Origin of the sequence: Sphingobacterium micropteri, from assembly GCF_014692515.1 — a bacterium.
In the GTDB taxonomy this organism is placed as follows: domain Bacteria; phylum Bacteroidota; class Bacteroidia; order Sphingobacteriales; family Sphingobacteriaceae; genus Sphingobacterium; species Sphingobacterium micropteri.
Genome location: NZ_JACOIK010000029.1, coordinates 1 through 1168 on the forward strand (window position 1 = coordinate 1; position 1168 = coordinate 1168).

Annotated in this window: 2 protein-coding genes; both read right to left on the reverse strand. The window is 41.5% G+C overall.

Annotated elements, in window-relative coordinates; all coding sequences use genetic code 11:
• Positions 1-869 (reverse strand): IS3 family transposase (locus H8B06_RS20450; RefSeq protein ID WP_190996047.1); only part of this gene is annotated, 869 nt, incomplete at its 3' end.
• A complete protein-coding gene (locus H8B06_RS20455; protein WP_190996046.1) occupies positions 812-1111 on the reverse strand; it encodes a transposase in 300 nt (99 codons plus the stop codon). The genes H8B06_RS20450 and H8B06_RS20455, both read right to left, overlap by 58 nt.
• Between the last annotated feature and the right edge of the window lie 57 nt (positions 1112-1168).

The window sequence follows — 1168 nt, forward strand, 5'->3', positions numbered from 1 at the left end:
GTTTTATACCCCAGAGCAGAATGTATTCTTTGGGTATTGTAAAATCCTTCAATGTATCCAAAGATTTCCAATTTAGCTGACTGCTGATCCATGAATTTTCTATGGTAGACCATTTCAGCTTTTAATGTCTTGAAAAAGCTTTCAGCTACTGCGTTGTCCCAGCAATTCGCCTTCCTGCTCATGCTTTGAAGTATTCTGTTTTCTACAATTATCTTCCTGAATTCATCGCAGGCATATTGGATCCCTCTATCCGAATGGAAGATAAGGCCATCTTTGACACCTCGGTTTCTAATAGCCATCCTGATGGCTTCTACGGAAGTGTTTGTAGCGGTCATGTCAGTGCTCAAAGACCATCCGATCACTTTTCTGTCCGCCAGATCGATGACTGTTGTTAGATAAAGCCATCCTGTGCTGGTATGGATGTAAGTAATGTCTCCAACCCATTTCTGCGACAGGGAATCCGCTGAAAAATCTCTTTTGAGGATATTTTCAGCTATCCCATAGCTATGGCTCGAATCTGTGGTCACCCTATATTTTTTCTTCACCTTACTTCGTATTCCATGTTTCTTCATCAACCTTGCAACATAGCTTCTTGACACCCTTTCACCTTTTTTGTGCAGCTCTGCGGTTATCCGTGGGCTACCATAGATATACTTACTATCCATGTGTGCCTGATTTATTTTATCCACAAGTGCTTTACTTCGCTGTTCCCTAGGGGACTCGGGAGAAACCAGCCAACGGTAAAAACAACTGCTGCTAACGTTCAATACTTCGCACATCTTCTCTACGGAATATACCTCTCGGTTCGCCTTTATGAACCGGTATATGGACCGTCTCCCCTGGAGAAGATGGCTATGGCCTTTTTTAATATATCACGCTCTAATTCTGCATCTCTTAATTTTTTACGTAAAATCCTCAACTCCTGTTCCTCAGGGCTAATTTTAGGGTTATCAGGTAAAACTTTATTCCCATTATAAAGAGGGTTTCTGCGCCACTTACTGAGCAAACTGGGATCTATATCCAGCTCCTTTGCAACTTCTGCCACCGAACCTCTAACAACGCTCAGATCCACCGCCATTATCTTAAATGAATCATCAAACTTTCTATGCATCTCTACAAATTTAAAATTACTTATTAAATCTGTCTCGCACTAAAGGTAGCAACTCCA